The organism is Polaribacter sp. 11A2H (genome assembly GCF_011379025.1).
Classification (GTDB): Bacteria; Bacteroidota; Bacteroidia; order Flavobacteriales; family Flavobacteriaceae; genus Polaribacter.
The window spans coordinates 189,068-215,089 of sequence record NZ_WTLD01000006.1; the positions used below are offsets into that span (position 1 = coordinate 189,068).

The 26,022-nt window shown below is 30.4% G+C and carries 21 protein-coding genes, 1 tRNA gene and 1 pseudogene; 13 read left to right on the forward strand and 10 right to left on the reverse strand.

Annotated elements, in window-relative coordinates; genetic code table 11:
• Window positions 1–108 precede the first annotated feature (108 nt).
• Both trxB and GQS58_RS09830 read right to left on the reverse strand, forming a co-directional pair.
• Window positions 109–1,056: a thioredoxin-disulfide reductase gene (gene trxB / locus GQS58_RS09825; protein ID WP_166385357.1), complete on the reverse strand. Its 948-nt coding sequence runs from the start codon at window positions 1,054–1,056 to the stop codon at window positions 109–111.
• A 108-nt stretch (window positions 1,057–1,164) separates the two neighbouring features.
• Window positions 1,165–2,247 carry a PQQ-dependent sugar dehydrogenase gene (locus tag GQS58_RS09830; protein ID WP_166385359.1) on the reverse strand — a complete coding sequence of 361 codons (1,083 nt, stop codon included), beginning with the start codon at window positions 2,245–2,247 and terminating at the stop codon, window positions 1,165–1,167.
• Between the two features lie 83 nt (window positions 2,248–2,330).
• On the opposite strand from GQS58_RS09830, the gene GQS58_RS09835 reads away from it, so the two are divergent.
• Window positions 2,331–2,405 (forward strand) — tRNA-Pro (locus GQS58_RS09835).
• A gap of 434 nt (window positions 2,406–2,839) precedes the next feature.
• On the forward strand, window positions 2,840–3,871 hold the full coding sequence (locus tag GQS58_RS09840) for a LacI family DNA-binding transcriptional regulator (RefSeq protein WP_166385360.1): 1,032 nt from the start codon (window positions 2,840–2,842) through the stop codon (window positions 3,869–3,871).
• 196 nt (window positions 3,872–4,067) lie between these two features.
• On the opposite strand, the gene GQS58_RS09845 is transcribed toward GQS58_RS09840, so the two are convergent.
• From GQS58_RS09845 to GQS58_RS09880, 8 genes are all read right to left on the reverse strand, one after another.
• Window positions 4,068–5,201, reverse strand: a complete 1,134-nt coding sequence (locus GQS58_RS09845) for a glycoside hydrolase family 26 protein (protein ID WP_166385362.1) — start codon at window positions 5,199–5,201, stop codon at window positions 4,068–4,070.
• A gap of 4 nt (window positions 5,202–5,205) precedes the next feature.
• Window positions 5,206–6,801: a glycoside hydrolase family 43 protein gene (locus GQS58_RS09850; protein ID WP_166385364.1), complete on the reverse strand. Its 1,596-nt coding sequence runs from the start codon at window positions 6,799–6,801 to the stop codon at window positions 5,206–5,208.
• A 2-nt stretch (window positions 6,802–6,803) separates the two neighbouring features.
• Complete coding sequence (locus tag GQS58_RS09855) at window positions 6,804–8,339, reverse strand: sugar porter family MFS transporter (protein ID WP_166385367.1); 1,536 nt, start codon at window positions 8,337–8,339, stop codon at window positions 6,804–6,806.
• An 89-nt stretch (window positions 8,340–8,428) separates the two neighbouring features.
• Complete coding sequence (locus GQS58_RS09860; RefSeq protein ID WP_166385369.1) at window positions 8,429–9,382, reverse strand: family 16 glycosylhydrolase; 954 nt, start codon at window positions 9,380–9,382, stop codon at window positions 8,429–8,431.
• Window positions 9,383–9,466: 84 nt separating this feature from the next.
• Window positions 9,467–10,936: a hypothetical protein gene (locus GQS58_RS09865; protein WP_166385050.1), complete on the reverse strand. Its 1,470-nt coding sequence runs from the start codon at window positions 10,934–10,936 to the stop codon at window positions 9,467–9,469.
• Between the two features lie 38 nt (window positions 10,937–10,974).
• On the reverse strand, window positions 10,975–12,486 hold the full coding sequence (locus tag GQS58_RS09870; protein WP_166385372.1) for a RagB/SusD family nutrient uptake outer membrane protein: 1,512 nt from the start codon (window positions 12,484–12,486) through the stop codon (window positions 10,975–10,977).
• Between the two features lie 13 nt (window positions 12,487–12,499).
• Window positions 12,500–15,517: a SusC/RagA family TonB-linked outer membrane protein gene (locus GQS58_RS09875; protein ID WP_166385374.1), complete on the reverse strand. Its 3,018-nt coding sequence runs from the start codon at window positions 15,515–15,517 to the stop codon at window positions 12,500–12,502.
• A 594-nt stretch (window positions 15,518–16,111) separates the two neighbouring features.
• Window positions 16,112–17,194: a formylglycine-generating enzyme family protein gene (locus GQS58_RS09880; RefSeq protein ID WP_240914587.1), complete on the reverse strand. Its 1,083-nt coding sequence runs from the start codon at window positions 17,192–17,194 to the stop codon at window positions 16,112–16,114.
• 167 nt (window positions 17,195–17,361) lie between these two features.
• Between GQS58_RS09880 and GQS58_RS09885 the strand changes: the two genes are divergently transcribed.
• The 11 genes and pseudogenes from GQS58_RS09885 to GQS58_RS09935 all read left to right on the forward strand — a co-directional run bounded on the left by GQS58_RS09885 (window position 17,362) and on the right by GQS58_RS09935 (window position 25,951).
• Window positions 17,362–18,018: a TetR family transcriptional regulator C-terminal domain-containing protein gene (locus tag GQS58_RS09885; RefSeq protein ID WP_166385378.1), complete on the forward strand. Its 657-nt coding sequence runs from the start codon at window positions 17,362–17,364 to the stop codon at window positions 18,016–18,018.
• Window positions 18,019–18,025: 7 nt separating this feature from the next.
• A complete protein-coding gene (locus GQS58_RS09890; protein ID WP_166385380.1) occupies window positions 18,026–19,330 on the forward strand; it encodes an ABC1 kinase family protein in 1,305 nt (434 codons plus the stop codon).
• Window positions 19,331–19,707: 377 nt separating this feature from the next.
• Window positions 19,708–21,135, forward strand: coding sequence for an SDR family oxidoreductase (locus GQS58_RS09895; RefSeq protein WP_166385382.1), 1,428 nt, complete (start codon window positions 19,708–19,710; stop codon window positions 21,133–21,135).
• Between the two features lie 428 nt (window positions 21,136–21,563).
• Window positions 21,564–21,788 (forward strand): annotated as a pseudogene (locus GQS58_RS09900) (TIGR03643 family protein).
• A gap of 3 nt (window positions 21,789–21,791) precedes the next feature.
• Window positions 21,792–22,016 (forward strand): hypothetical protein, encoded by a 225-nt coding sequence (locus GQS58_RS09905; RefSeq protein ID WP_165732956.1) that lies wholly within the window; start codon window positions 21,792–21,794, stop codon window positions 22,014–22,016.
• A 77-nt stretch (window positions 22,017–22,093) separates the two neighbouring features.
• Window positions 22,094–22,309, forward strand: coding sequence for a hypothetical protein (locus tag GQS58_RS09910; RefSeq protein WP_068448590.1), 216 nt, complete (start codon window positions 22,094–22,096; stop codon window positions 22,307–22,309).
• A 6-nt stretch (window positions 22,310–22,315) separates the two neighbouring features.
• Window positions 22,316–22,999 carry an SDR family NAD(P)-dependent oxidoreductase gene (locus GQS58_RS09915; RefSeq protein WP_166385384.1) on the forward strand — a complete coding sequence of 228 codons (684 nt, stop codon included), beginning with the start codon at window positions 22,316–22,318 and terminating at the stop codon, window positions 22,997–22,999.
• Between the two features lie 15 nt (window positions 23,000–23,014).
• Complete coding sequence (locus GQS58_RS09920) at window positions 23,015–23,485, forward strand: glutathione peroxidase (protein WP_166385386.1); 471 nt, start codon at window positions 23,015–23,017, stop codon at window positions 23,483–23,485.
• Window positions 23,486–23,668: 183 nt separating this feature from the next.
• Window positions 23,669–24,130 carry a TspO/MBR family protein gene (locus tag GQS58_RS09925; protein ID WP_166385388.1) on the forward strand — a complete coding sequence of 154 codons (462 nt, stop codon included), beginning with the start codon at window positions 23,669–23,671 and terminating at the stop codon, window positions 24,128–24,130.
• 1 nt (window position 24,131) lies between these two features.
• Window positions 24,132–24,608, forward strand: coding sequence for an SRPBCC family protein (locus GQS58_RS09930; protein WP_166385390.1), 477 nt, complete (start codon window positions 24,132–24,134; stop codon window positions 24,606–24,608).
• 35 nt (window positions 24,609–24,643) lie between these two features.
• Entirely contained in the window at window positions 24,644–25,951 is a 1,308-nt protein-coding gene (locus GQS58_RS09935) for a cryptochrome/photolyase family protein (RefSeq protein WP_166385392.1), read from the forward strand.
• Window positions 25,952–26,022: the final 71 nt, after the last annotated feature.

A 26,022-nucleotide genomic window follows, 5' to 3' on the forward strand; every position in this document is an offset into this window, starting at 1 on the left:
TTTTCAATCGCCCGAAAAGGCTCATTTTGAAATGAGAATTATCAATAAACAAAAAAAGAGATTACATTAATATGTAATCTCTTTTTTTATGCTCTAATATAAGGTTACTTATTCTAAGGCTCCTAAATAACGTTCTGCATCTAAAGCTGCCATACAACCTGTACCTGCCGCCGTAACTGCTTGTCTATATTCTTTATCTTGAATATCTCCTGCAGCAAAAACTCCTGGTAAGTTTGTTTTTGTAGATTTACCTTTGGTAATTAAATAACCCGTTTCATCCATATCTAAAACTCCTTTAAATAAGTCTGAATTTGGCGTATGTCCTATTGCTATAAAAACACCTGTTACAGAAATATCTGTAGTTTCTTTTGTTTTATTGTTAATTGCTCTAACTCCTTCTACAACATTAGATCCTAAAACCTCATCTATTTCTGTGTTGTATAAAACTTCAATATTTTTAGTTTTATTAACTCTATGTTGCATTGCTTTAGAAGCTCTCATAAAATCTTTACGAACCAATATGGTAACTTTACTACAAATATTAGATAAATAAGTAGCCTCTTCTGCAGCAGTATCTCCTGCTCCAACAACTACTACATCTTGTCCTTTATAGAAAAAACCATCGCAAGTTGCACAAGCTGATACTCCACCACCTATTAAACGTTGTTCACTTTCTAATCCTAAATATTTAGCAGTAGCTCCTGTAGAAATAATAATTGTTTCTGCTTCAATATGTTTAGATTCGTCTACAATAACTTTATGAATTCCACCAACTTTATCACTTAACTCAACACTAGTTACCAATCCAAAACGAACTTCTGTACCAAAACGTTCTGCTTGTTTTTGTAAATCTGTCATCATTGCAGTACCATCTGTACCTTCTGGATATCCCGGAAAATTATCAACTTCTGTTGTTGTTGTTAATTGACCTCCCATCTGCATTCCTGTATACATTACAGGTTTCATGTCTGCTCTTGCTGCATAAATTGCTGCTGTATAACCGGCAGGACCAGAACCAATAATTAAACATTTTATTTTTTCTATTGTATCTGACATATTAAATTTATTTGATTATAGGAAACAAAAATATTCTTTTTTATTCCTTTAAAAGACGATTGTTTATAAGTTTTAACAATGGAAAAATAAGTTTATAAAATTGAAATATTATTTTGGAAGTAATTTAATAATTCCTAAATTTTCTACACCAACATACATAAATCCATCTAAACCTTGCGCTATAGAGCGAACTCTCCCTATACCTTTTAGCATTTTTACTTCTTTAAAAACTTTATTTCCTTTTAATATGCATCTTGTTAAATACTGAAACTTTAAAGAACCTATTAATAAATTACCTTTCCAGCTACCATATTTATCACTGTTTATAAAAGCCATACCACTTGGCGCAATAGAGGGTGTCCAATAATAAATGGGGTTTTCCATACCTGGTAGAGAAGTATTATCTGTAAATTTAGTACCACTATAATTAACGCCATAACTTACTTTTGGCCAACCATAATTCTTACCAATCTTAATAATATTTATTTCATCACCTCCTTTTGGACCATGTTCGTGAGACCAAATTTCTTTTGTTAATGGGTTCATTCTCATCCCTTGTGGATTTCTATGCCCATAACTATAAATTGCTTTTTTAGCATTATTTATTTTTACAAAAGGATTGTCTTTTGGTATCGTACCATCATCATTTAACCGATATATTTTCCCTCCATCTTTTGTAATATCTTGCGGATTTTCATCTCTATTATCTCTATCTCCCACACTAAAATAAACATGGTTTTCTTCATCAAAAGTTATTCTAGAGCCAAAATGTTGTGATCTTGTAGTATTAGGACTCGCTTTGTACAAGACTTCTTTATCTATTAATTGATTGTTTTTTAGTTTTGCTCTCATTAAAGCGGTATTTCCTCCACTTCCTATTCCTTCGGATGATACGTAGGTAAAATAGATCCAGTTATTTTTTTGATAATCCGGATGCAGTTCAATGTCTAAAAACCCACCCTGACCTCTAAGGTAAATTTCTGGAACACCTTGTACTTCTATTTTTACACCATCTTTAAAATGAATAAGCTTTCCTTCTTTTTCTGTAATTAACATAGTGTTATCTGGTAGAAAAGTAAAACCCCACGGATTCGTTAAATCAGGCACAATTAACTCATACTCTTTACTTTGAGAAAAACCAGATACAAGAACACCGAAATAGATGATAAGAATATAAATAAATTGCTTCATTTTTTTAAAAATAAAATTAATATTTCAATAAATATACAAATATTATTCTATATTTGCACTCGCAAATTGAGTGTATCAATTTTCGGGGTGTAGCGTAGCCCGGTCATCGCGCCTCGTTTGGGACGAGGAGGTCGCAGGTTCGAATCCTGCCACCCCGACAGATTTAAATGTCACAGTATTTAAAAACCTTGATAATCAAATGATTATCAAGGTTTTTAAGTTTTTAAACAATCCTAAAACTTGATTGATTTTAAACAAAAAAAGTACATTTTACCTTACACTTAAGACATTTATACCTACAGTTATTTTAACCAATAAAGTATCCGTTAAAATTACAACTCACTTTCAGGGCATTCTCTTATTTCTAATACTCTGATTTAAGCAAAGAGTATTAAAAAAAATAGCAAGTAAAAACAAAACTCTTTTAAGTGGCTAATAATTCAAAAAACATCAGAAACATTAAAGATACGTCTTGATTCGGTTTTAAAATTTTTACTTTTCACACTCAATAAAACATATATTTTAAATCATCTCTTTTTGTATTTATTTTCTTTAAATTAGCTTTACAAGGTTTAAATTTCAAAAATAAGCTATGAAAAAAAGAATGACACTTAAACAAATTGCGACTGAATTTAATGTATCTGTTGCAACTGTTTCAAAAGCTTTAAAAGATAGCCATGAAATAAGTATTAGTACCAAAGAAAAAATAAAAACATACGCAAAAAAACATAATTACAAACCCAATAGTATTGCTTTAAGTCTAATGAATAAAAGGACTAAAACAATTGGTGTTATTATACCTACCTTATTAAATCACTTTTTTGTAAAAATATTTAGTGGCATCGAACAAATTGCTAATGAAAAAGGATACAATATTATTATTATTATAACTAATGGAAGTTTAGAAAAAGAAATTGAATCAACAAATATGTTTGAAAAAGGGACCGTGGATGGTCTTTTAATTTCGTTATGTGAAGAAACACAATCTAAAAAAGATTTTACCCATTTACAAAATTTTATACAAGATGCAGGTCCAATAGTTATGTTTGACAGGGTTGCAGATAGTATTAAATGTGATAAAATAATTGTTGATGATTTTAATTGTGCATACAATGCTACTGAGTACCTTATAAAAACCGGTTGTAAAAATATAGTTATTGTTTCTGTACTAGATAATTTAGGAATTGTAAGGTTAAGGATAGATGGCTATAAACAGGCACTAAAAGATAATGGTATTGCATTAAATGAAAAGTTAATTGTGTTGATAAAAAAAGGGTATGATTTTGAAACAGAAATTAAAACCTTATTAGATTATAATACCGTAGATGCCTTTATTGGACTAGAAGAACAATCTACAATAGAAGCAATGTTTATTGCAAAATCTAGAGGATATAAAATTCCCGAAGAAATATCTTTTATCGGATACACAAATGGAAACTTGTTTAAATACGTAAACCCTTCAATTACATGTATAAATCAACACGCTGTTTATATAGGTCAAAAAGCTACAGAAAAACTTATTGAGCGCATTGAAAGTGACACCAACGATAGTGATAATATTTTTGAAACTAAAATAATTAAAACAAGTTTAATTTTAAGAAACTCTACACATCAATTACTTTAAATGACCAACTATTATATAAACATAAGAGTCTAAATTACCCAAGAATACATGTTAAAACTTGTTTTCATTGAGTAATATAGTTGCTTATTTACTTACCTATAAATGAGCAAAAAACCCTTATTACCTCTCAATATTGTTCTAATTGTCTCATACATTTTCTGTTGTAAAAAATTAAAGACCTAGTTTTAAAACTACCTTAATTGTTATACAATTCATGATACAAATTTGGTGATGACTGGATGTATTTTTTCTCAGATATTTTCTTTACCCAACGTTTACTAATAGTATCGCTTAAATTTAAGCGTGCATCTATCCCTTTAAAGGTAGGGTTGTTTTGCCACATTGGGTGCGCATCCCAATGACAATTAATATAACTAACGGCTTTTACAACATCTAAATTATTATCAATTGTATTAAAAAAAGGAACAAACCATTCGTTCCATGCCATTTCTGCTTCCTGTGGATTTGAAAGGTTCATTTTTTTTGTAATTCCTTTATTTTCTTCTGGATCTAAAATTTTATCAGAAGAAGTTGGTGAAGCTTCTGCAATAAAAACAGGCTTTCCTTTAGTTCTTGCAAATTCAATCATATTTTGTTTTTTCCAACCGTTAAAAAACGAAAACCCTAACCAATCTACATAATTATCTCCAGGATACCAATCTTCCAATTCATTTAGACTAGACATAAATCCTGTAGACTGCCAAACAAAAGCAGTATTCGTTACACCTTTTGCACGAAGCATATCTACCATTCTTCTATATGCTTTTATCGTATTTTTTTTATCATAATGATTCCATGGCTCTCCATCAAACTCATAAGCTATTCTTAAAAAAACAGGACGATCTCCTAAAGACAATAGAAAATCACCAAGTTTATTTATGTATTTATCATGAGTTCCGTTTGCTATTTTTTCTTCATGATTTACAAAAGCTAAACCTATAGCTAGAGCCATATTTTTAAAATTTGAACTTTCTAATTGTAAAGTAGCATTATAATCATTATCCCCCCAATCATCGGTACTCCATAGACCATCTAGACCTTTATGAGTAAAACCAAAGGAGTTGTCTCCAGGATTGATGCTTGTATAAGTCGTCCATCCTGCAGGTTTTTTATAATGATCTAAATAACCATCATTATAATCTTTTAGACCCCCAACCGCTTCTAACTCTTGCCCTACAAATAGTAACACTCCTTCTTTAGGTTCAAATTTTGCAAGTTTTCTATCTTTTTTAACCTCTAAAGAATCTTCTTTATTCTCTTTTGTATCGTTAGATTTACATTGATAAAAAAGGACGCAAAAGACAATAAGTGTGATCGTTTTTAAATTCATAATTTTATTTTTTTTGTATTATTTCTTTATATTCAAACCAATCAAAATCAGCATGAAGTTTATTCGTTTTTAAATCTTGACAACAAATCCCTATAAAACTTCCTGTAAAAGCAGGTCTATAACGCTCGCTACCATCCCTTACATTATCATCAGATAAAATACTCATATCTAAAACTACCCCGATATTTTTAAAGTTTACAGCATCTAAACTAAAGCTAAATTGAAGTTTCTCTCTAATAATTGTTGCTTTTAAAACAACACTTTTTTTTCCAGTTATAATATATTTTTCATCTTGCTCTTTTGTTTTAAAATTATTACAAGAAATTATAGAAATATATTTATCTATTCCATTAGTTGTAATATGTAAATAGTGATAATGCCCTGTATTATAATATAGCACCAATCCGGCAAGTTGTTGAAAATTTTCAGGTTCAAATTCTATAGCCGTTGATACCTCTGCTTCTAGATGTTGTAATCTTTTTGCTATTATTGCTTGCGTATGTAATGAACTTAAAGACTCCTTACCCTTTAATCTTAAAAAACCTGGTCTTTCTTTTAACGATAACCAATTCTCGTTTATAGGAATTCTTAATGATTGATAATCTTTAGGAAGTATTGTTGAGTTAAAGTCGTCATGAAAATCACCTTTACTATATTTAAATTCCTTTAAATCTGCCATAGGTATTTTAACTCTAGGTAAATTCGTTTTAGATTTTAATATTGGCCAATCATTTTCCCATATTATTTCCTCTATTGCAGTTTCTCTTCCTAAAATACACCTACCTCTTACACTTAAAGGCCTCCCTATTAAAAAAACGATGTACCAATCTCCAGCTTGAGTCTCTACCATAGAAGCATGTCCTGCTTTTTGAAAAGGATGATTTTCTTCGTTCTTACAGGTTAATATTGGGTTTTGAGGATGTTCTTCAAAAGGACCTTTTATATTTCTAGATCTTAATATTGTCGCAGCATGATTGTATTCTGTTCCTCCTTCTGCTAATAATAAATAATAATAATTATTACGTTTATATAAATGAGGACCTTCTGATAAGCCTAATTTAGTGCCGTCTGTTAAATAAAAAACATCTCCTTCTAAAGCTTTAGATTTTAAATTGTATTCTTGTAATTCTATACCCCCAAAAAACTTTTCTTTTCTATGATCTACTAGCATATTTAAGAACCAAGTTTTTCCACTATCATGGAAAAATGATCCATCAAAACCACTTGAATTTAAATAAACAGGCTCACTCCAATCTCCTTTTATATCCTTTGCCGTTACCACAAAGTTTGGGGTATCTTTCCAGACACCATCAAATGATTTTACATTGGTAAAAACTAAATAAAAAAGACCTTTACTATAGCTTAAACATGGCGCCCAAACCCCACAAGAATCTGGCACTCCTTTCATATCTAATTGAGATTTTCTATTTAATGGATGGGCAACTAAATTCCAGTTTTTTAAATCTTTAGAATGATGAATTCTCACCCCTGGAAACCATTCAAATGTTGAAGTTGCAATATAATAATCATCACCAACTCTACATATTGATGGGTCTGGATTAAATCCTTTTAAGATTGGGTTTTCTATATAATTTTTCATTTCTATTTCAAAAGTTCAATTTCTAATTCTTCTAAGGATTTTCCTTTAGTTTCTGGTAATATTTTTAACATAATAAAAAAGCCAATAAGCGCAATTATTCCAAATATAAAAAAGCTCAATGTATTACCTATATTAGATAATTCCCATGGAAAAACTAACTGAACAACCCAACTAACAAAAGAGTTTACGAATCCTATAAAACCTATTGCTAAACCTCTATATAAGTTAGGAAACAACTCCGACAACATTACCCACATTACTGGCCCTAGAGAGAAAGCAAAACACGCAATAAATCCTAAAACACCAATTAAAACCAATGTTGCATTCATGGTAGTTGCTACCTCTAAAATATCTCCTTCGTTTTCTAAATACACTTTATTTCCTAAAGTAGATTTCATTGTATTTTTAAATGACACATCATTTGTAAAAGTTTTATCTGAAAATTGAAGTAAGTTCTCTTTGCTAGGAAATTTAAGTTGAGCTATCTTTTTTGTAGTTAATTTATAAGTTGCCTGGTTAAAGCCATATGCGCATAACAACAGACTAATTGAAATACCCAAAGTGCCAAATAACAGCAACGGTCTTCTTCCAATTTTATCTATAAGTAAAATTGCCACCACAGTAAATACTAATGTTGTTAAACTTAATAATATTCCGGATGCAAAAGCTGCATCTGTACCAATACCAGTTTGTTTAAAAATAGAAGTAGCATAAAAATAAATTGCGTTTATACCTGTAATTTGTTGCAGTATACCAATGGTAAGCCCTACAATCAATACATACTTTAATGATGGTTTAAATAAATCTTTTATTCTAATCTTTTCATTATTTTCTGATAATTTTAAACCATCTAAAATTGTTACTACTTCTTTTTCTGCAAAAGTTTTACCGTGTATATTAATTAAAACAGAAGTTGCTTCTTGATTTTTCTTTTTTAGGAATAACCATCTTGGACTTTTTGGTACAAAAAACAATAAAAAAAAGTATAATAATGCTGGTAACAATTCAACTCCCAACATCCAACGCCAAACGTTATCTTGGTTTAAAAAGGTACTCTCTCCAGAAGTAAAAACCTTATTAAAAAAATAATTACTTAAAAAAGCGGCAAAAAAGCCCAACACAATGTTCAATTGCTGAATAGATACTAATTTCCCTCTATTTTCTGAAGATGATATTTCTGAGATATAGATAGGCGCAAGTATTAAAGCGGCTCCAAAAGCCACCCCTCCAATCATTCTTGCTATATAAAGCATTTCAAAAGAAGTTGCTAAAGCAGATAATAATGCTGAAACGGCATACAGCAGTGCTACTAAAATTAATATTTTTTTTCGACCAATAATATCACTTAACCTGCCTGAAACTAACATTGCAATCATTGCAGCAAATGATGGTGAGCTTACCGCCCAACCTAATTGAGCATCTGTTAAATTAAATTCGGGACCAGCATAAGACATTACACCAGAAATAATTCCGGCATCAAAACCAAATAAAAAACCTCCTAAAGAAACAACAAAAGCAACAAATAATGATTTTTTCATCTAACGATACTGTTTTAAGTTATAAGTGTAATACAATTAATAATCTATTTAAGTGACAACCAATAAATTCAAATAACATTCTTTATCTATTAATTTGCTTTATAAACTCTCACGTAATCAATAATTAAATAATCTGGAAAATCTTGTATAGTTGGTTTTACACTCGGTAAATTACCACCTACAGATAAAGCAAAAGCAAAATAAAATTCATCATTAAAAGGGTAAGGCTGCCCATTTGCTGTTGTTGTATTTGGATTTACTATATGGTAAACCACATCATTAACCAACCACCTAATTTGATTTTCTTCCCAAATTATCGAAAACACATAATATGATTCATTAAAAGATTCATTATTTAAAGCATCAAAATAAACGGAGTTAAACCTGTGGTTATCTGGAAAATCTTTACCATAATGAGCTGTTCCCAAAATTTCATTATGATCTTCTCCTAAATATTCCATCACATCAATTTCTCCCCCACTTGGCCAGTAAGACCCTGGATCATTTATTGTGTAATTTTTATTTAATAAAAATAATGCTGCCCAAGTTCCAGAAGCAGATGGCATACTTGCTCTAATATCTACACGACCATATTTGAATTCAAATTTATTATCTGTATTTATTCTTGCAGAAGTATATTTATTTGCTTCATTTTTTGCTTCAATAATTAAGTTCCCTTCTTTAAAATATAAGTTTTCTTTACTGTCTGTAAATTGTTGTAACTCACTATTACCCCAACCACATAAAGAAGGACACCCATTACCTATATTATAATTCCATTTACTAGTATTTAGATTTTTTTCATTAAATTCATCTGACCAGAATAATGAATAACCTTCATAAGAGTTTTGTGCTTCAAACCCTACTGTAGGTATTTTTACACCCACAATACAAGGTTTGCAATCTCCTCCACAATCTATTGCTGTTTCATTTCCATTTTGTAGACCATCTATACAGGTTTCTTTAGGTATACCTTCATTCTCTGAACAACCACAAATAAAAATGGCTAAAAAAATAAACATTAAATTCTTTATAATTCTCATACTCAATTTTATAAAATTATCAATAGGATACTTCCGTTTTTAAAGTACCCTATTAAATTTAGGACTAACTAATTTAAAATACCTTTATTTTACAGGGATTAGATCTTTAACATAAAACTCTCCGCTTTCTTGATGGCCTCCACCACCTAGTCGTAAACTAACATTTGTATAGGTAGACTGTACAGGCAATAATACTCCTGAACCAACTGCTACTGCATTTGTTCCATCAAATTCTAAGGTTACCCATTTTCCAAAATCTGCCGCATCAATAGTTACAGGAATTTCTGTCCATCGTTCATAAAAATTAGCATCATAATCATGAAGAACCAAAACAACTTCTGGTGCTAGTGACCCTGAAAAATCTTGCCCATTAGGTATAAATACTTCCATTGTCCATTTATGATATACTGAAAAATCTATTGGTGCACTTAATGTTTGAAATTTATAATCTTCAAAACCTCCAAACCGCCCATCATCTGGTCTTATAATTTTAGCTACCAAATCTTCTGTTATACCATCCGGACTATTAACACCATAAGTTATATCAACTCCTTGACCATAATTACTTCCATCAGCATTTTTAGTAAAAGGCTCTAATACTAATCCTGCGTCTACTGTTTCAAAAGTAAAATAGTGTGGTAAATTGGCACCTGCTAAGGCATCTGCTCTTGGTGTTTTAGACACATTAAAGTCTTCTGTAGTTGGCACTAAATCTTTTGCATAAAATGTACCAGATTCCTTATGACCTCCTCCTCCAAAACGAAGGCCAATTGTATTGTAGGTAGTTTGATCTTGCATTTTTACCCCATTAGCCCCTATAATATCTGTGCCATCAAACTCAAGAGTTACCCAAGTACCAAAATCTGCAGCAGCAATAGTTACAGGTATTTCCGTCCATCTTTCAAAAAAGTTAGCATCATAATCTTGAAGTATTAAAACAACTTCTGGTGCCAAAGACCCAGAAAAATCTTGTCCGGTTGGTATAAATACGTCCATTGTCCATTTATAATATACCGAAAAATCTATTGGTGCAATTAATGTTTGAAACTTATAATCTTCAAAACCTCCAAATCTACCATCATCAGGTCTAATAATTTTAGCAACCAAATCATTAGCCGTACCATCTGGGTTATTTACACCATAAGTTATGTCTACTCCTTGACCATAATCACTTCCATCAGCATTTTTAGTAAAAGGCTCTAATACAAATCCTGCATCTGCTGTTTCAAAGGTAAAATAGTGAGGTAAACTAGTATCTGCTAACACATCTGCTCTTGGTGTTTCAATTGGACAAGCATCACATGCCGAACCACCACAATCTATACCCGTTTCATCTCCATTCTGAACACCATCTGTACATGTAGCAGGCACTTCACAAGGCGTACCACTACTTCCACCACAATCTATTCCTTCTTCATCTAAATTTTGTATTCCATCATAATGAGTACCTAAAACATCATAATCAAATTTTTCTTGTTGACAAGAAATTGATACCAACAAACCTATCAGCATTAAGACTGAGAAAATATTTTTTATATTAAATAATTGTTTCATAATAATTGTTTAATTTTAAGTTAAATAATATTTTAAAATTAGTACCCAGGGTTTTGTTTTAAGATATTGTTAGACAGTTGTATTTCTGAATCTGGTATAGGTAATAATATATCTCGGTTTATATCAAAATCTTTCTTTCCAACAGCATCCATAGCCGCCTGAATATCATCCCATCTAACCAAATCTGTAAATCTGTTCCATCCTTCAGTAGCGAGTTCTCTTCTTCGTTCTACTTTTACATTTGCTAAATTATATGCAGGTATTACAGGGTTTCCTGAACCATATGCTCTATTAACAACCATTTGAAATGCAGCATCACCATTTCCTCCACCTCCTTTTAAGGAAGCTTCAGCTAGCATTAATAAGACATCAGCATATCTTAATATTTTTTCATTCTTTGGTGATTGATTAACGGCTAATAATGGATCTAATTCTTCAAATGTTAAAAAGAATTTTTTATTTAATGCACTTGATCCAACATTAAAACCAAAATCTGCTGGTGCAGGAGACCAACCTAATTCTTCCAATCCAGGTGAATTTAAATCATCCCCAGGCAAAATGAATGTTGCTTTTTTTCTCTGATCACTATCATCAAAAATTGCAACTAAGGATTGTCTTGGAATCATATTACCAAAAGAAGTATACCTTCCTCCTGCCCACATAAACATATATTGCCAAGACCAAGAACCTTCGCTTGGTATGCCATCTACATAATTAATTTCAAAAAGCGACTCGATACCAAACTCATTCTCTAACTCAAAATTATCTGCAAATACAGGCTCAAGCTCATAACCTTGTGTCATAACTTTCTCACAAGTTTTTACAGTTTCAGTATATTTTTTTTGGTATAATTGAACTTTAGCCAACATTCCTAAAGCCGCACCAGAAGTTGCTCTCCAAGCATCACTTGATTCTCCTCTTTTAGGTAAAATAGCTGCCGCTTCTGATAAATCTTTTTCTATTTGATCATAGACCATAGAAACTGAACTTCTTTCTAGATATAAAGGATCTTCTGTTGTTCTAATAGCTTTTAGAAACAAGGGTACATCTCCAAAATGTTTTACCAATTCAAAATAATAAAATCCTCTTAAAAATTTTCCCTCAGCTATAATTCTTTCTTTTAAACCATCAGTTACAAAACCATCAAATTCTTCAGAAAGTTCCATTGCAAAATTTGCTCTTCCAATACCTGTATACCATTTACGCCATAGCTCAGAAATACTTTGATTGGTTGATGTAATCGTTGTAAATTGATCCCAAGATGCACCAACACCCCAAAAATTAGCTTGTTGAGAATGATGGTCATCTGCGCGAACAGATTGAAATAACTGTTGAAAAGTTTCTGCAGCTCCTTCTAGTTTCCATTGCAAAGGATCATAAGCGGCATTAATTGCTTGCTCAACCCTATCCTCTGTATTAATTGTTTCTGCTGTAATTTCTGTAACAGGATCTTTATCTAAAATATCCTCACAAGAAACCGAAAAAAACACAAAAAACAACATCAAAATTACCTTTGTCGAATTCATTTTATTAAATTTTATTTTATTCATTTTTTGATATATTTTAGAAATTAAATTGAAACCCTAATAAATAAGATCTAGACTGTGGATAAAACCCTCTATCGATTCCCATATCTAAAACACTTCCACCTATTTCAGGATCTGCACCTTGATATTTTGTTAATGTAAATAAATTTTGTGCTGAAATATAAAGTCTAATTTTATCAACTTTAAGTTTATTGATAATGTTCTCTGACAATGAATACCCCAAAACAACATTTTTTAGCTTTACAAAAGAAGCATCTTTTACGTGAAAATCAGACACCAAATTCTCACCATTACTATCTCCTGGTGCTGCTACCGCTAAATTTCTTGGTGCACCATCTTGTAAATAAGATACCGGCCTATTAGACCCAATAGCTGTATAAGCTATAGTGGCATCAAAAATATCATTTCCTGTAGCTCCGTAAAAGAATGCTGAAAAATCGAAACCAGAATAACTAGCACCTAAATTTAAACCTGCAGTAATATCCGGTAAAGGTGTTCCTATAAATGTTTTATCTGTAGCATCAGGAGTTCTTTTGTTGTTGCCACTACCGTCTAAGTCTTTAAATAACAAATTTCCGTTTGCATCCATACCTTCTACTTGATAGCCATAAAAACTTCCTATAGGTTGCCCAATTGATGTTAATGTAATAGGATCTGAAAATAATGCACCAGTAAAACCTCCTTGAAGATCCTGCCCATTGTTTCCTAAACTTGTAACTTCATTATCATTATAGGCTAAATTAAAGGATGCATTCCAAGAAAAATTATTTGTTATTTTTTTATATGAAAACACCGCCTCTAATCCAGAATTATTTACACTACCCACATTTACTAGAGATGGATTTAAACCACTAGATGCAGGTGTATTTGCTAACAATAAAACATCTGTAGTTTCTTTAGAGTAATAGTCTAGAGATATATTAAATGTATTGTTAAAACTGGTTAAATCTAACCCAACATTTAGTTGTGCTAATTCCTCCCATTTTAAATTAGGATTTGCCAAACCTGTTAAAGATAAACCAGGAACACCTGCATAATTTACATTAGAATTAATACTAGATAAAAAGGCATAGCCTTGTGAAGGGTCTATTCCAGAAATTCCCCAACTAGATCGTAATTTTAATAAGTTAATCCAATTAGAATCATTTAAAAAATTTTCTTCAGACAATACCCATCCTAATGAAAAAGATGGAAAAAAACCAGATCTAAAGTTTTCACCAAAAGTGGATGACCTATCGTTTCTAAAACTTGCAGTAGCAAGATATTTTTCTTTAAAATTATACTTAACTCTAGATATGTAAGATATTAAAGCTCGTTCTGTTATTCTATTAGGAGTAAAAACAGCTTTTAAAGGATTTGATGCTAAACCAAAGTTGGCATCATCAAAGTTAGTCGTTAAAAAATCATCTACATTGGTAATATTACCTCCAAAAGTTGATTCTTCTTCAATTACCTCATAACCAACAAGTACGTCAAGATTATGATCTTTAGCCGCTAATTTAGAAAATGTGTATCCAGCAGTTGCCGTAATCTGATCTCTTACAAAGCCAGAAGGTGATTCTGTATAAAAACCTTGTAAGAAAAAATCTTGAGTTGGAAACACCGCTCCAAGACTTGGTGCAAATGCTCTATAAAGACCATCATTCTTAAAAAAATTATAAGAAACGTGTAAATTCAAATCTGTAATAGGTTGCCAATCTGCAGCTACTCCATAATTTATGACATCATTAGTTGATTCATTTCCTTGAAACTCGTTTAGTTCCCATAATGGGTTGCTCATAGCTCCCATAACATTTAAAGGAACACTATTATAAGTTGGTTTTGGATTTTGTCTTCCTGGATTAAAAATTTCTCCATTTTCTGCATACGTTGGGTATATAGATGGTAGAGAATTGATACTACCAATACCACCAACTTGTTGATAATTTATCATTTTAGAGCTACTTGCAGATACTTTAACTTTAAGATTTTCTCTAATATCTGCATTAAATGAAGCACTAATATTTTTTCTATTAAAATTAGATTTACCTGCTCTACTAAAAATTCCATCTTGATCAAAAATTCCACCAGAAAGTGCATATGAAAAATTCTCACCACCACCACTTAAAGATACTGCTTGATTTGACATAAAAGCTCTTTTAGAAACTGCATCATACCAATCCGTATCTCCTAAAACACCCCTTTCTGCTGCACTAAAAGCACCACGATTACCGTTTAAATTTCCACCAGATTCTGCAACTGCTTCATTGTAATAGTTTACATACTCTGATGCATTCATTAATTCTGGTTTATGCCCAATAGTTTGAAAACCTGCATATCCATTGATCGAAACTACAGGTTTACTATTTTTACGACCAGATTTAGTGGTCACTAAAATCACACCATTACTACCTCTCGAACCATATACAGATGTAGAAGCCGCATCTTTTAAAACAACCAAACTCTTAATATCATCAGGATTTAAATGCTGTAGATTTGGCACAGGAAAATCATCTACAATATACAATGGATCTGAACTTAGTGCAGAGGCTACCCCCCTAATTCTAATTGTAGAAGTAGAGCCTGGTGATCCAGAATTTTGTTGTACAACTACTCCAGGTGCTGCTCCTTGAAGTATATTTTCAGCCTGGGCAACTGGTAGATCTTCAATTTGTTTTTTACTTACTTCTGAAAGAGCTGTAGATAAAGTTCGTTTACTTTGAGATTGACCGTATCCAATTAAAACAATCTCACTAAGAGTTTCTGAAGATTCTTCAAGAACGACATTAATTTTACTTTGTCTGTCTACTAAAACCTCTTTTGTTTTATAGCCTAAGTAACTAAAAACTAAGATTGAACTTGAATCAGTTCCTTTAATATTATAATTTCCATCAAAATCTGTTGTTGTTCCATTAATTGAGCCTTTAATAATAACAGTAACTCCTGGCAGAGGTTCTGAGCCTGATGCAACATTCCCTGTAATATTTTGGGAAAAAATATTAGAAGCAATCATAATGAAAATTCCTAATTGAATTTTAAAATACGTTTTTTTCATAATTAATAGTTTCTGAGTTAATTTTTGAGTTGACAATACAAATAGATGTATTTTAAGTAATCGAATAATTATACCTCTCAAAAGTATCAAATTTGCATTTACTTGTAATAAAAAATGAGAAATCCGTATAAATTAACAATTTAATATTGCTTTTCATATTTAGATTTTATTGTATAAAAAAACCAATATTCACAATACTTTAAAGGTATTTTACTACAACTTTAAAAATTTACGTAAACGTTTACGTAAATTTTTAAGTTAACGTCTCTTTTATAGATTTTAGTAGTTTTTAAAGAAAATTACGCAATGAAGTATACTTATCGGTTAATTAAGCATTGTTTAAGTAAAATCTATATTAAAAAAAGTTCTTTTATCGTAAAAGTCAACAACTCTTAAAAAGAGCTATTTCAATCGTTTTCTAACAACTTATACTCAACATATGCATTTCCAATAAGCTTAGTAACTAAATTTAGAGTGAATTTAACAGCTCATTAAAATAAAAATCTTTTTTAATGTAATAAATACTTATAAAAAATTGTCCCTTACCATCATTAAATAGTAAGGGACAATTTAAAAAATACCTAAACGAAGAATTTATTCTTGCAACATTTTTTTAGTAACAACTGTTCTAAAACCAATATGATCTGAACCAGAATTAGGCTCCATACCCATTTTTGCTGAAATTCTAAAACTAGCACAATAAGATGCATGACATAAAAAAGAACCGCCTTTCATAACATACTCTATTTGATACGGATTACTTGGCGTATACGATTTATCTGCTCCTGTAGGGTTTGTTAAAACCACAGAAGGATCTAAAGTTTCATAATATTTTACATTAAATAAATCTGTTGTCATTTCCCAAACATTACCAGCCATATCATACAAACCAATATTATTTGCAGGATAAGATCCTACAGGAGAAATATAATCAAACCCATCTTCAGAAATATTTTCTGTGGGAAATTTACCTTGCCATGTATTTGCATTCGCGTTTAAATCTTCTGCTTTATTTCCCCAAGTAAAAATATTATCTTCAAATTTACCTTGCGCTGCAGATTCCCACTCTGCTTCTGTTGGCAACCTTCTATTAGACCATTTACAATACGCCAAAGCATCTTCTTGAGCAATATGCACAACAGGAAAATTATTTTGCCCTTTAATAGAACTACCAGGTCCTTCTGGTTGTTTCCAATTTGCACCAATTTGCCATTTCCACCATTGTCCATAATTCGCCATAGAAACAACTCCTTTAGCATGTTTGTTAAAAATTAAACTTCCGGGTTGTAATATTGAATCTGCAGGTTTTTCTGTTCCTGCTGGTAAATCTTTTTTAATTTCATTCCAATTTATTGGTCTCTCTGCAACAGTAACATATTTAGTTGCATCTACAAATTTTCGAAATTGTTTGTTAGTCACTTCATGAGTATCTATAAAAAAACCATCTACCGTTACTTTATGAGCTGGTTTTTCTCGCTGCATCGCATATTTATCCCCTTCTTTAGCACCCATTAAAAACGTTTTGCTTGAAACCCACACCATACCTTCTGGTGTTTTAACCTGTTGAGCTAAAGCATTACTTTGTACTGTTATTTTTTTACTTTTTTCTGACTGTTTTTTATCACAACTACTAAAAAGAGTTATTGATAATAGTACGGTAATTAATACTGTTTTCAAATTAAAATTCATCAATAATAAATTAAGATTGCACACAAATATAGAGATTCTATTGATGTTTATTCTTTTAATTCTAAATCTCTCAATTTAATTTAACATAAAATTATTGTTTAACAAAATAAAGATATTGTTAAACAATTGTATATTTGCATAAATATCAAAAGATTATGGCAAAAAAGAAAAATATTACAAAAGACAATTTAATATCTTGGTATATGGAATTTGTCTTAGAAAACAACCACCAACCAAAGTCTGTATATAGTTTTGCGAAAGAAAATAATTTTGATGAAGCTGATTTTTATAAATTCTATAGTTCTTTTGAAACTATTGAAGAAGCTATCTTTTCTGAATTTTTTAATCACACCATAACTGTTTTAGCTAAAAGTGAAGACTATGAAAACTTTGATGCAAGAAACAAATTACTCAGTTTTTATTTTACTTTTTTCGAAATACTAACTGCAAATAGAAGTTATGTTGTGTATGCGTTAGAAAACAGCAAAAAAGATTTTAAGAAACTAAAATCACTAAAAAAATTAAGAGAAAACTACCTCAGCTACGTTAAAAATATTGGCATAGAAAAAATAGACTTAAAACACGAAAAGTTAGAAAAAATACAAGATAAATCTATTCAAGAATCTTCTTGGTTTCATTTATTAGTAACTATGAAGTTTTGGCTAGATGACGTTTCCCCATCCTTTGAAAAAACGGATATTTTTATTGAAAAATCAACCAATGCTCGCTTTGACTTAATGGACATTAAACCCTTACAAAGCATTATCGATTTTGGAAAATTCATTTTAAAAGAAAAAGTAAATTTTAACTAAGCAGCCTATGAAAACAATTGATTCTATACCAACTTCTAAAATTCAGAGAGCTTCTAAATTAGTTACTACTGGTGCTAAAATTGGAGTAAATTATCTTAAATATTATGGAGATAAAATAACAAAAACAGAAGAGGAAGCAAAAGCACGTTTAAATGAAAATAATGCTGAAGATATTTATGATGGGTTAAAAACCTTAAAAGGAAGTGCTTTAAAAGTAGCTCAAATGTTGAGTATGGAAAAAAGTATTTTACCACAAGCGTATGTAGAAAAATTTTCTCTTTCTCAGTTCTCCGTACCTCCACTTTCACCAGCGTTGGTAACCAAAACATTTAAAAGGTATTTTGGAAAAAACCCAAATGAAATTTATGACAAATTTAATACTGTTTCTATAAATGCAGCAAGTATTGGTCAGGTTCATAAAGCAGAAAAGGACGGAAAAGAATTGGCTGTAAAAATTCAATACCCAGGTGTTGCACAAAGTATCGCTTCAGATTTAGCTTTAGTGAAACCTATTGCTATAAAAATGTTTAATATAAGAGGAAAAGATTCTGATAAATATTTTAAAGAGGTAGAAAACAAATTGGTTGAAGAAACCAATTATATATTAGAGGTAGAACAAAGTCAGGCAATAGTTGCCGCTTGTAAACACATTCCTAATTTAAATTTTCCAAATTATTATCCTGAATTATCATCTGACAGAATTATAACGATGGATTGGATGCACGGTGTCCATTTATCAGAATTTTACACAGACAACCAAGAAGTTGCAAATAAATTAGGACAAGCCTTGTGGGATTTTTACATGTTTCAAATTCATAAATTAAAAAAAGTACATGCAGATCCGCATCCTGGAAATTTTTTAATATCACCAGAAAACGAATTAATTGTCATTGATTTTGGTTGTATGAAAACCATTCCAGAAGACTTTTATGTGCCTTATTTTGAATTAGCTCAAAAAGATAACATAGCCAACCCTACGTTTTTTGAAGAAAAATTATTTCAGTTAGAAATATTAAGAGAGGATGATTCTAACGAAGAACTCGTATTTTTTAGAGCTATGTTTCACGAGATGCTAAGTTTATTTACGCAGCCATTTCACCAAGAAACTTTCGATTTTTCTGATGACGTTTTCTTTGGTAAACTTTCTGACTTGGGTGCTAAATACGCAAAAAGTACAGAACTAAAAGATATGAATGGAAACAGAGGATCTAAACACTTTATTTATATTAATAGAACCTTTTTTGGCTTGTATAATTTAATGCACGATTTAAAAGCAAAAGATATAAAAATCAATAATTTTAAATCGCTGTAAGAGCCTTTTTTAATCATAAGAATATCCAAGACCTAGAACAGCTGTTTATAAAATAAAACTTATAAACAGTTACCCTAGCTTTAAGCTCCCCTACTTTATTTTAAAGCCTAAAATTACCCCCAACAGATATTTATAAAAACATAAAAGAAAATGCTATCTTTACTATCAATCATATTTATGAAAATAGTATTGAAGACGCACATCCTACATCAACAAAATATCAAGAAGAGTTTTATATAATAGGTAAATTGTTAGAAAAAGATGGGTCATCAATTTATCTAAAAGGAATGTTGTTTCAATTAATTAATGGTTTAGACTGTTATTCCAAACCCAAATTAAAGAAATAATTCTCGTATCAAAAAAAAAGAACAAAGTCTATGAAAATTCTTGTAACAGGTGCAACTGGCTATATTGGTAAACGTTTAATTCCGTTATTATTAAATGATGGACATACTATAATTTGCCCTGTAAGAGATAAAATAAGAGCTGAAAATTATTACAGAAATCAAAAAAATATTCAATTAGTTGAAGCTGACTTTTTAGACAACGACAGTCTTCTTAATATAACGAAAGATATAGACGCCGCTTATTATTTAATTCACTCAATGTCTAATTCTGCAAAAGAATTTCATCTTTTAGAAGAAAAATGCGCACTCAATTTTAAACGTTTTTCAGAAACAACAAACATAAAACAAGTTATTTATTTAAGCGGAATAACCAACGACACCAAGCTGTCTAAACATTTATTATCTAGAAAAAACGTAGAAATTACACTAGCGTCAGACAAATATGCCTTAACCACTTTTAAGGCAGGAATTATTGTAGGATCCGGTAGTTCTTCTTTTGAAATTATAAGAGACATTGTAGAAAAATTACCTGCAATGATAGCTCCTAAATGGTTAAATACAAAAACACAACCTTTAGCTATTAGAGATGTCTTATCTTTTTTACATAAAGCATTAAATAAAAAAGAATTATATAATACTTCACACGATATTTTTGGACCCGAAATTTTAACTTATAAAGAAATGTTACTGCAATTTGCAGAAGTTAGAAAACTAAAAAGACACATCTTAACAGTGCCCGTAATGACGCCAAAACTATCTTCTTATTGGCTCTACTTTGTAACCTCTACTTCTTATAAACTAGCAAGCTCTTTAGTAAATTCTATGGGCGTAGAAGTTATTGGAAACAAAAGTAACATTAATACCATTTTAGATGTAAACCCAATGCCTTACAAAGAAGCTGTAAAATTAGCTTTTAAAAAAATTGAACAAAACAGTATTGTTTCTAGTTGGAAAGATTCTTATATAAGTAGTGGTAAATTAAAAAACTTTGTCCACGAGTTTGTAAACGTTCCAGAATATGGCTGTTTTAAAGATCATAAAGTAAGAGTTGTAAAAGATAAAAAAAGAACATTAGATAGAATTTGGGCAATTGGAGGAGAAACAGGTTGGTACTATGGTACTTTTCTATGGAAAATTCGTGGTTTCTTAGATCAATTTTTTGGAGGAGCAGGCTTACGACGAGGCAGAAGACACCCTACAGAATTAAATGTAGGTGACGCTTTAGATTTCTGGCGAGTAATTTATGCTGATAAAGAAAACGGAAAACTCTTACTCTATGCAGAAATGATTATGCCTGGTGAAGCTTGGTTAGAGTTTAAAATTGATAACGGAAAATTATATCAAACAGCAACATTTAGACCTCATGGTTTAGCGGGTAGACTCTATTGGTATGCCGTAATGCCTTTTCATTGGTTTGTTTTTAACGGTATGATTAACAATATAAATAAAGACGCTTAATAAATAACCGCATTTAAAGACGCCTCTTTTATTTACAAAACTTATAAGCATCTTTATCTATAATCAATTTAGAAAAATTTACAAAAAAAACATAGCGACAAATTATTTAGAAGCTCATTATTTCTCCCTTAAAAACTATTTAACTTTACAAAGTTTTATCAAAATAAAAAATACAATCATTTAAAACGTTAATTTTGTTTAATTACTTTGCATATCAGTTAAACATTTATTACCTTTGAATTGTAAATGACTGTTAATAAAAAACATAGTCCTCTGATTTCTTTATATATTTTTTAATAATAGAAAAAAGTAATTTATTTTAATATGATTATGATCGTTGAATGCTGTAAACATATTAAAGTAATAAAAAGTTACTTCTATAGAACTATAAGATAAATCTATACACGAAGCAATTAAACGGCACAACTATTGACCGTATAATAGAAATCGCCTGGTAAGATACAACCACCTTTGAAGCAATAAAATATCAATTCAGCTTAAAAGAACAAGAAGTAATTGATTTAATGCGAAAAGAAATGAAGCCTAAAAGCTTTGTAATGTGGAGAAAAAAGGTTCAGGGAAGAAAAACAAAACATTTAAAGTTAAGAACTTTCCAAAAAGGAAGATTTAAATGTTCAATACAGAAAAATTAAATTATGGAGTTAATTAAAAAAGCATTAGAGTTTGAAACTAGAAAAATGAGATTTCCAACTACAAGTGATCGTGTTTTAGCAGCTAGAGAAGCAAAAGCTTTAATATTAGACTTAAACGAGGTATACAAAAAGAATAAAGATTCTGAAATTATGGATATCATGAAACGTTTAACCCTTATAAAACAAAGAATAGAGAGACGTTTAAAAGGAAAACCGTTAACTGCATAATAATTACAGATTTCTCTTGTTTTTCTAACTTTTATAATTATATTCACAAATTATAGATCAAAAAAGAGAAACATAGAATGAACTTATTAGAAAGAGCGGAAGAATTTGAACATAGAAAGTTCTCATTTAAAACAACTAGTGATAGAATTGTAGCTTCTAGAGAGGTAAAAGCCTTAATTTTAGAGCTAAATGAAGTATATAAAGCAGAAAAAGATCTTGAAATAATGGATCAAATGAAGCGCCTTACAGCAGTTAAACAAAAAATTGAAAAGCGCTTAAAAGGAAGACCTTAAAAGCAAATGAATAAAATTTTAGTAATTGGAGGAAGTAAAGGAATTGGAAAAGCTATTATTGATAGTTTAATTGATGAAAATTCAATTATAAATATCAGTAGAACAGCTCCTTTACTTTCCCACATTAACCTCAATCACTTTACTTGTGATATCCTTACAGATGATTTACCTGAAATAGATGCAATAGATACTATAATCTATTGCCCAGGAAGCATCAACCTAAAACCAATTTCTAGATTAAAATTAAATGATTTCAGAGAAGACTTTGAGATTAATGTAATTGGTGCTGTAAAAGCAATTCAACATTATTTACCCTCTTTAAAAAAAGGAAACAAACCTTCCATACTATTATTTAGCACAGTAGCTGCAAAATTAGGAATGCCTTTTCACGCAAGTGTAGCCACTGCAAAATCTGCCGTAGAAGGATTAACTAAATCTTTAGGAGCAGAATTAGCACCATTAATTCGTGTAAATGCCATTGCACCAACGGTAACAGATACAGAGTTAGCCTCTAAGTTATTGCGCAATGAGCGAATGATTGAAAACATAAAAGAACGTCATCCTCTAAAAAAATATTTAGCACCTGAGGAAGTTGCAGACCTAGCATCTTACTTAATCTCAGAAAAAGCGAGTGCTATTTCTGGCCAAATTTTTGAGTTAGACTGCGGAATTGTCAGTTTTAAAATATAAATAAATCAAAAGTATATGAATATTTACAATATAGAGATTAATAGTCTCCAGGATACCCCTATTCTTTTGTCAGATTTTAAAGGCAAGCACATTCTTTTTGTAAACGTAGCTTCTAAATGCGGCTTTACACCGCAATACAAAGATTTAGAAGAGTTGCATAGAACATATAAAGATAAAATAGTTGTAATTGGTGTTCCTTGTAATCAGTTTGGAAAACAAGAACCAGGATCCTCTTCTGAAATTGAAGAGTTTTGTGAAGTAAATTACGGTGTTTCCTTTTTAATTACAGAAAAAATTGATGTAAAAGGAGAAAACCAACATTCATTATACACATGGCTAACATCTAAGAAATTAAATAATAAAAAAAGTTCTTCTGTAAAATGGAATTTTCAAAAATATTTAGTCTCACCAGAAGGAGAATTAGTTGATTATTATTTTTCAATTACAAATCCGTTGAGTTCAAAAATAACAAAACACCTAAAATAATAAAGATCTCTGTTGTATATTTAAAAAGAAAATTGAAATAAAAAAACCACAAGATTCTTACAAATAGCCAATGAATAAGCTTTTAAATTACAAGCTATTAATAGAAAATATTGCGACAAGCCATCTAAAAGCAAATAAGATTTTAAAAAAAAATTGAGTATTTACAATCTAAATAATACACTCATGAAGCAAGTAAAACTTACATTATTATTTTTAGTAATTAATTTTGGAGCCCTAGCTATTGGAAGCTGGTTAATGAATAACGGACCACTTACCGATTGGTACACAAATCTAAACCAAGCTCCTTGGACACCACCGGGAATTGTATTTGGAATTGCTTGGACATTTATTATGATTTGCTTTTCTATCTTTTTAGGTAAACAATTTACAACCAATTACAACTCAAAAATACTTTCCGTTTTTATAATTCAATTTATTCTAAACGTTAGTTGGAACTACATTTTCTTCAATCAACATTTAGTATTAATTGGCTTGATATCAATTGTATTACTTACCGCTACATTATTTTATTATTTCTTTAAAATAAGTAACAAAACAGGTGGTTATAAATATCTACTATTGCCATACATGATTTGGCTTTGTATTGCAACTTCATTAAACCTCTACATTCTAATTCATAATTAACATGAAAATATACACATTCCACAGAAAACAAAAATTACCAATTACGTTAGAAAAAGCTTGGGAGTTTCTATCTAGCCCTAAAAACTTAAAAGTAATTACACCTACTTATATGAGTTTTGACATTCTTTCGGGAGCAGAAAAACCCATGTTTGCTGGTCAGATTATACAATATATTGTTACCCCAATTCTTGGGATAAAAACAAAATGGGTAACCGAAATTACACACGTAAAAGAAAATGAATATTTTGTAGATGAACAACGTTTTGGACCTTACGCATTATGGCATCACAAACATTTTATCAAAGAAATTGAAGGTGGCGTAGAAATGGAAGATATCATAGACTATAAAGTTCCTATGGGTATTTTAGGTCAAATAGCAAACCCAATACTAGTAGCACCTAAATTAGAAGAAATCTTTGAATACCGACAAAAAAAATTAATTGAACTTTTTGGACAATACTACCCACCAATTAAATAAATTTTTAGTCTATAGAAATTAGATAACAACAATAAATGAAGACAGCAATACATATTTTTTGGTTTAGAAGAGATTTACGTTTAGATGATAATTGCGGATTGTATCATGCATTAAACTCCGAAAAAAAAGTACTACCAATTTTTATTTTTGACGAAGAAATTTTAAGTAAATTAAATAAAGAGGATGCTCGTGTTTCATTTATTCATCAAGAAATAGAGAATGTTCATAAAAAATTAATAGGAGTAGGCAGCGTTTTAGAAGTTTATCACGGAAAACCTAAAGAAATTTTCAACTCTTTATCAGAAAAACATACCATTGATACCGTTTTTACAAATCATGATTATGAACCTTATGCGATAAAAAGAGATTTAGATATTAAGGAATTTTTATCAACAAAAAACATCAATTTTGAAACCTATAAAGACCAAGTAATTTTTGAAAGAAATGAAATTGTAAAAAAAGATGGGACACCGTATAAAGTTTACACACCCTATTCTAAAAAATGGATAGAAGCGTTTCATTTTAAGGGAATTCAATTTTTTCCATCAGAAACATTGCTAGAGAATTTTATCAAAAGCGAAAATCAAGCTATTTTAAAATTAGAAGCCATTGGTTTTATAGAATCTACTATAAAAGTTGCTTCATACAAAGTAACATCTCAATTAATTGATACGTATGAAGAAACTAGAAACTTCCCTGCAAAAGATAGTACCTCTAAATTAGGCACACATTTACGCTTTGGTACTGTTAGTATTCGTAAAATGGTTGACGAAGCATCTAAAAGCAACAACATTACTTTCTTAAAAGAATTGATTTGGCGTGAGTTTTTTATGCAGATTTTATGGCATTTTCCACATACCGTTAAAGAGAGTTTTAAACCAAAATACGATAGAATTCTTTGGAGAAATAATGAAGAAGAATTTAAAGCATGGTGCAACGGAGAAACAGGTTATCCGTTAGTAGATGCAGGTATGAAAGAATTAAACCAAACAGGTTTTATGCACAACAGAATTAGAATGTTGGTAGGTAGTTTTCTTTGCAAACATTTATTAATAGACTGGAGATGGGGAGAAGCCTATTTTGCAGAAAAACTACACGATTACGAACAAGCCAGCAACATTGGTAATTGGCAATGGGTTGCAGGTACCGGAGTGGATGCCTCGCCTTACTTTAGAATATTTAACCCAACTACTCAAATTAAAAAATTTGATAAAGATTTAAACTATATCAAAAAATGGGTTCCAGACTTTCAAGAACTTACATACCCTGCTCCTATTGTAGAACATAAATCTGCTAGAGAACGTTGTTTAACCACCTATAAAAAAGCTTTGGCAGATTTCTAACTTACGACACATATAGAAATTTTTAAAAAATTAAAAAATAGGAAAGCAACAAATAAAATAAATTAACGTTT

Bases quoted from the DNA above. Each gene is read 5' to 3' on its own strand.
- GQS58_RS09865 (WP_166385050.1), bottom strand. From the start codon at position 10,936: ATGAAACAATTATTTAATATAAAAAATATTTTCTCAGTCTTAATGCTG.
- GQS58_RS09870 (WP_166385372.1), bottom strand. From the start codon at position 12,486: ATGAATAAAATAAAATTTAATAAAATGAATTCGACAAAGGTAATTTTG.
- GQS58_RS09850 (WP_166385364.1), bottom strand. From the start codon at position 6,801: ATGAAAAATTATATAGAAAACCCAATCTTAAAAGGATTTAATCCAGAC.
- GQS58_RS09845 (WP_166385362.1), bottom strand. From the start codon at position 5,201: ATGAATTTAAAAACGATCACACTTATTGTCTTTTGCGTCCTTTTTTAT.
- GQS58_RS09930 (WP_166385390.1), top strand. From the start codon at position 24,132: ATGAAAATATACACATTCCACAGAAAACAAAAATTACCAATTACGTTA.
- GQS58_RS09925 (WP_166385388.1), top strand. From the start codon at position 23,669: ATGAAGCAAGTAAAACTTACATTATTATTTTTAGTAATTAATTTTGGA.
- GQS58_RS09895 (WP_166385382.1), top strand. From the start codon at position 19,708: ATGAAAATTCTTGTAACAGGTGCAACTGGCTATATTGGTAAACGTTTA.
- GQS58_RS09935 (WP_166385392.1), top strand. From the start codon at position 24,644: ATGAAGACAGCAATACATATTTTTTGGTTTAGAAGAGATTTACGTTTA.
- GQS58_RS09915 (WP_166385384.1), top strand. From the start codon at position 22,316: ATGAATAAAATTTTAGTAATTGGAGGAAGTAAAGGAATTGGAAAAGCT.
- GQS58_RS09920 (WP_166385386.1), top strand. From the start codon at position 23,015: ATGAATATTTACAATATAGAGATTAATAGTCTCCAGGATACCCCTATT.
- GQS58_RS09875 (WP_166385374.1), bottom strand. From the start codon at position 15,517: ATGAAAAAAACGTATTTTAAAATTCAATTAGGAATTTTCATTATGATT.
- GQS58_RS09855 (WP_166385367.1), bottom strand. From the start codon at position 8,339: ATGAAAAAATCATTATTTGTTGCTTTTGTTGTTTCTTTAGGAGGTTTT.
- GQS58_RS09905 (WP_165732956.1), top strand. From the start codon at position 21,792: ATGGAGTTAATTAAAAAAGCATTAGAGTTTGAAACTAGAAAAATGAGA.
- GQS58_RS09890 (WP_166385380.1), top strand. From the start codon at position 18,026: ATGAAAACAATTGATTCTATACCAACTTCTAAAATTCAGAGAGCTTCT.
- GQS58_RS09840 (WP_166385360.1), top strand. From the start codon at position 2,840: ATGAAAAAAAGAATGACACTTAAACAAATTGCGACTGAATTTAATGTA.
- GQS58_RS09910 (WP_068448590.1), top strand. From the start codon at position 22,094: ATGAACTTATTAGAAAGAGCGGAAGAATTTGAACATAGAAAGTTCTCA.
- GQS58_RS09830 (WP_166385359.1), bottom strand. From the start codon at position 2,247: ATGAAGCAATTTATTTATATTCTTATCATCTATTTCGGTGTTCTTGTA.
- GQS58_RS09885 (WP_166385378.1), top strand. From the start codon at position 17,362: ATGGCAAAAAAGAAAAATATTACAAAAGACAATTTAATATCTTGGTAT.
- trxB (WP_166385357.1), bottom strand. From the start codon at position 1,056: ATGTCAGATACAATAGAAAAAATAAAATGTTTAATTATTGGTTCTGGT.
- GQS58_RS09860 (WP_166385369.1), bottom strand. From the start codon at position 9,382: ATGAGAATTATAAAGAATTTAATGTTTATTTTTTTAGCCATTTTTATT.